Annotated in this window: 6 protein-coding genes; 3 read left to right on the top strand and 3 right to left on the bottom strand. The window is 66.0% G+C overall.

Annotated features, from left to right (window positions below):
- Together NA4_RS41200 and NA4_RS02515 are read left to right on the top strand one after the other, a co-directional pair.
- The coding region (locus NA4_RS41200) for a sensor histidine kinase (RefSeq protein ID WP_373862750.1) at nucleotides 1-453 on the top strand (453 nt) is incomplete at its 5' end.
- On the top strand, nucleotides 441-1,103 hold the full coding sequence (locus NA4_RS02515; protein ID WP_067463219.1) for a response regulator transcription factor: 663 nt from the start codon (nucleotides 441-443) through the stop codon (nucleotides 1,101-1,103). The genes NA4_RS41200 and NA4_RS02515, both read left to right, overlap by 13 nt.
- A gap of 246 nt (nucleotides 1,104-1,349) precedes the next feature.
- Here NA4_RS02515 and NA4_RS02510 read toward each other — a convergent pair whose 3' ends face one another.
- On the bottom strand, nucleotides 1,350-1,556 hold the full coding sequence (locus tag NA4_RS02510; RefSeq protein WP_067463223.1) for a hypothetical protein: 207 nt from the start codon (nucleotides 1,554-1,556) through the stop codon (nucleotides 1,350-1,352).
- Nucleotides 1,557-1,939: 383 nt separating this feature from the next.
- On the opposite strand from NA4_RS02510, the gene NA4_RS02505 reads away from it, so the two are divergent.
- Nucleotides 1,940-3,136, top strand: a complete 1,197-nt coding sequence (locus tag NA4_RS02505) for a L,D-transpeptidase (RefSeq protein ID WP_157128755.1) — start codon at nucleotides 1,940-1,942, stop codon at nucleotides 3,134-3,136.
- 75 nt (nucleotides 3,137-3,211) lie between these two features.
- Here NA4_RS02505 and NA4_RS02500 read toward each other — a convergent pair whose 3' ends face one another.
- Nucleotides 3,212-3,535: a putative quinol monooxygenase gene (locus tag NA4_RS02500; RefSeq protein WP_067463215.1), complete on the bottom strand. Its 324-nt coding sequence runs from the start codon at nucleotides 3,533-3,535 to the stop codon at nucleotides 3,212-3,214.
- A 9-nt stretch (nucleotides 3,536-3,544) separates the two neighbouring features.
- The gene (locus NA4_RS02495) at nucleotides 3,545-4,570 is read right to left on the bottom strand and encodes an NAD(P)-dependent alcohol dehydrogenase (RefSeq protein ID WP_067463221.1); all 1,026 of its coding nucleotides are present in this window, start codon (nucleotides 4,568-4,570) and stop codon (nucleotides 3,545-3,547) included.
- Nucleotides 4,571-4,920 lie beyond the last annotated feature (350 nt).

Raw genomic sequence — 4,920 nt, 5'->3', positions numbered from 1 at the left:
GAACTCGACCACGCCGCCGCCGAGGCCGGGCGGTTGATCGACGACCTGCGGGAGGTGGCGTGGCGAATCTATCCGTCGGTCCTCGACGAACAAGGCCTCGCGGCCGCGCTGCGCGGGTTGTCCGCACACACCGTCGTGCCGCTGCAACTCGACATCGACCTCGACCACGAACCACCACCCGAAGTAGCGGCGGCGACCTATTTCGTGGTCGCCGAATCCGTCACCAATGCCGCCAAACATTCCGGCGCGGAACAGGTTTCGATAACAGTGCGCACCACGCCTGGAACCATCACCGCGACCGTGCACGACAACGGCCGCGGCGGCGCTGATCCGGGCGGTGCCGGTCTCACGGGGCTGCGGTGGCGCGTCGCCGCCCTCGACGGCACACTCGACGTGCACAGCCCGACCGGCGGGCCGACCGTCCTGACCGCGGAGCTGCCGTGCGCATCGTGATCGCCGAGGACTCCGCACTATTGCGGGAGGGATTGACCCGGTTGTTGACCGACGAGGGACACCAGGTCGTGGCGGTCGGCACCGCGACCGAACTGCTGCACGAAACCACCCACGGCACACCGGATCTCGTCATCGTCGACGTCCGGATGCCACCCACCTACTCCGCCGAGGGACTCGAGGCCGCACGAACACTCAAGGCCCGCTACCCGCGACTGGGCGTGCTCGTGCTGTCCCAGTACGTCGAGCAGCACAACGCGATCGAACTCATTACCGCAGGCAAGGGCGGAATCGGCTACCTGCTCAAGGACCGGGTCGCCGACATCGACGCATTCCTGGCCGACCTCGACCGAATCGCCTCCGGCGGCACCGCATTCGACCCCGAAGTAGTCCGGCAACTGTTCGCCAGGCAACGCCGCCACAACCCGCTCACCGCGCTCTCGCCCCGCGAACTCGACGTCCTCCGAGTACTGTCACAAGGCCTCACCAACGCAGGCATCGCCGACACACTGTCCCTTTCGATCAGCGCGGTCGAAAAACACGTCAACGCCATATTCACCAAACTCGACCTGACCAAAGACCCCGCCCACAGCCAACGCGTCCGTGCCGTCCTCATCTACCTCGACCAGAACACGGACACCACCGAGCAGTAAGGCGCATGCCGCCCAAGAATCAAACGGGCGGCGCTCTCGGTGCGCAGCGGCAATCTCACAGGTCCACTGCACGGCTTTCCGGGCGTTCGGCGTGCGGTCGTCACCAACGCGGCCGAGACCTCCCCCGGCTGCTCGTCGCGATCGACAGACGGCGCCCGCCCGTAGCGGCAAGTGTCTTGCTCGGTAGCCTGTGGCACACGCGAAGCCCACGTCGCCGCCCGACCGGTCGAGCCGGCCGGTAGCGGCTCAGCGGCGGACGCGCCGCCGCCAGTTCCACGAGCGACCACCGGTACCTACGCGCGCGCCGGTACCGAACCCCGCAAAGTGCAGAGCGATCAACAATAGTCCTACCGTGATGAGGGTGCCGTCGGTAATGGACTCACCGAGGGTGGCATCCGCCAGATCGAGAATGAGCGCAAGACCGAATGCGACAGCGGCGGCAATGGCGAGCATGAGAACCTCCTGATGTTCCGCCGGAACCGATGACACCCGAGCAAGTTCATCGAGTTCCTCTCTTGCACATACCCCCAAGCCGCGCCAACACACAGTTGTGATGCGAATCGGTCGGCACAACCTGCCACGACCCCAGCTATCCGTGCCAGAACCCGCGACGCCACGGCGGCATTGGTCTCGATTGATTCCGGTGCGGGACCGGCCGTTGCGACGATCCAGCACCGCCGACGATGGTTTGACGAGAACCCGAATCAATCGAGGAACGGTATCGGTTGTGCGGCGGATCGGTGGAGATGCTGGTCGTCGGTGTCACGGGCGGCGCGTATCTGCCGCATGCTGGCGGACGGAGGTCGGCCCAGCACCTGGCAGAAGGGAGATAGACGGTGGCATTGGGACGTCGTCGGCTGCTGATCGGCTTCGCCGGTGCGGGTGGCCTCGCCCTGGCCGGATGGGGGTGGTCGCGAGAACTCGCGCCGCCACCCAAACCCGCCACAATCCGATTCGATCCCGCGCCCGGCACCCAAGATGTCGAAGCGCGCATTTCGGGCACGATCACCGTCACCGACGGGACGCTGCGGTCGGTCGAATGGATCGACGAAACGGGCAGATCGCTGCCGGGCGTATCGGCACCCGATCATCGAGCCTGGACCAGTGCCGAACCACTCGGCTACGGACACACCTACACCGCGAAAGCCGTCGCTCACGGCGAAACCGGCGAGGTCACCGCGACGACAACCTGCACCACGGTGCGACCGCAACAACTCATCGACGTCTCCCTACGCTCTGCCAATCTCGTCGAGCTGGCCGAAAATGACACCTACGGAGTAGGTTTCGTGCTCGTCGCCCATTTCGACGAACCCGTGGATCGGGCGGCCGCGGAACGCCACCTGCAGGTCACCAGCCAGCCGGCCGTCGCCGGTGCCTGGTACTGGCTCGACGATCAGAACGCACACTGGCGGCCGGAGCACTATCACGCACCGGGAACCCGGATCACGGTCGCGGCCGAACTCTTCGGCCGCGCGCTGGGCGAGGGCCGCTACGGCCTGCGTGACCAACAAGTTTCGGTGATCATCGGGCCCGCGCACGTCGCGATCGCCGACGACGACACCAAACAGATCGAGGTCTTCGACAACGGAAACCTCCTGCGCACCATGCCCACATCGATGGGCATGGGCGGGACCACGGTCGTCGGCGGCAGAGTCATGTCGTTCTGGACTCGCCCGGGCATCTACACCGTGCTGGACCGCAATAACCCGGTGATCATGGATTCCGCCACCTACGGCCTGCCCACCACCTCCGCGCTCGGTTACCGCACGAGCATCAACCATGCGGTCCGCATCAGCCACGACGGAATCTTCGTGCACGAATTGGCCGCGAGCATGTGGGCCCAAGGCAACACCAACGTCTCGCACGGCTGCCTGAACCTCTCCCCTGCCGACGCCGCGTGGTTCTACGACTTCGTCATCCCCGGCGACATCGTCGAGGTCCGCAACACCGGCGGCGACCCCCTCGATATCTGGCACAACGGCGATTGGAGCATCCCGTGGACCGACTGGCTTCGCGGTGGCGCTTACACATGACACGAACGAGAAAGCGGGGCAGATCTGGCAGCAGCGGCCTTCGCCGACCGCTGTAGCGCCGAGATTGTGCACTGCTCACGCCACGGTCATCTCCCCCATTTCCGACCAGCCGGTGGCGTCGATGGTCTGGCTGATGATCTTCGGGGTGGCAGCCAGAGCGCGCGGCAGTTCCGCCATAGCTTTCTCGAAGTGCGCACTGGTGACGTGAGCCCGGCCGGCTTCGGCGTCCCGAAATGCCTCCACCAGTACGTATTCGGCCGGGTTGGCCAGGCTGCGGGACCACTCGAACCAGAGGTTGCCGTCTTCGGCGCGGGTGCCTTCGGTGAACTCGGCGACCAGGTCCGGCCAGCGCTCGGCCCACTCCGGGCGGGTCTCGAATTTCACGACGATGAAGATCATGGTGCTCTCCTAGGGAACGAGGATGGCCCGGCCGCGGACCTTGCCCGCGTCGAGGTCGTCGAGGGCGGACTGGAAGTCGTCGAGGGCATATTTCTGGGTGTGCAGGGTGACCGCACCGCGCGCGGCGAGTGCCATGAGGTCACACAGGTCGTTGTAGGAGCCGACGAGGTTTCCGATGATGTTGATCTCGGTGGAGACGATGTCGATCGTCGGCACCTCGATGTTTTCGCCATAGCCGACGATGTGGTAATCGCCTGCCCTGCGTAGCATCCGGATGCCTTCGGCGGTGGCGCCGCCTTCACCGACGAAGTCGACTACGGTTTCGGCGCCTTGGCCGCCGGTCAGGTCCAGCACATGCTCGACGTGGCTGCCATCGGCGACCACAGTGCGGTCGGCGCCGACCGCCGCGGCGAGTTCCAGGGCATCGGGGTTGCGGTCGACGACGATCAGTTCGGCCGGGGTGAGGGCTTTGAGTACCTGGATCCCGATGTGGCCCAGCCCGCCTGCGCCGATAACGACGGCGCGGTCGCGCGGTGTCAAGCGTCGGGCCGCCTTGGCCGCGGCGTGGTAGGCGGTGAGCCCTGCGTCGGCCAATGCGGCGACGTCGGCCGGCTCGAGCGAGTCGTCGATCTTGACCACGCTGCGGGCAGAGGTCCTGAGGTAGTCGGCGTAGCCACCGTTGGTGTCGATGCCGGGGAAGGAGTTGGCCGCACAGTGCACGTCGTCGCCCGAGCGGCAGGCGCGGCACAGCCCGCAGGTGATCAGCGGGTGCACGATGACCTTGTCGCCTTCGGCCACGTTGGTGACCGCGGAACCGACCGCGTGTACCCAGCCGGCGTTCTCGTGGCCGATCGTGTACGGCAACTGGACTTGGGATGTCTCGGCCCACTGCCCTTCCAGGATGTGCAGGTCGGTCCGGCACACTCCGGCGCCGCCGATTTTCACGACGACGTCGAAGGGCCCGGTAGGAGTGGGCGCCTCGACCTCCGTCATCTCGAGGTTGCGGTGGTAGCCGACGACTTGAACGGCTCGCATGGTGCTCATGGTGTCCCTTCTCCGGTCAGGTGGTGAGTGCGGTACCTCGACCTCGCCCGCGGGCGAGACCGCCAGGGAGCTCCGAGCCCGGCGACAGGTTGCGGTGGTAGATGGAGGAGCAGTCGATGAACTGGATACTGTGAACGTTGCGCTGGTACTCCGGCCGGGCATCCCGCAGCGCGACGTTCGCGTCGACGATGAAATAGCTGGGGTCATTCCTTGCGGTACACGTGCGCTCCTCGAACGAAGTCTATGTGGTGGGCATCACAGGCTGAGATCGAATGTAGGGGGCCGGGGAACGGCCGACGAGGGCGTCAGCGTCTCATTCTGAGACGCCAGAACTGCGGCGG

It is taken from the genome of Nocardia amamiensis NBRC 102102, from assembly GCF_001612745.1.
Taxonomy (GTDB): Bacteria; Actinomycetota; Actinomycetes; order Mycobacteriales; family Mycobacteriaceae; genus Nocardia; species Nocardia amamiensis.
Note: the sequence above shows the minus strand (reverse complement) of the source record. Positions and strands in the feature narration are given on the sequence as shown.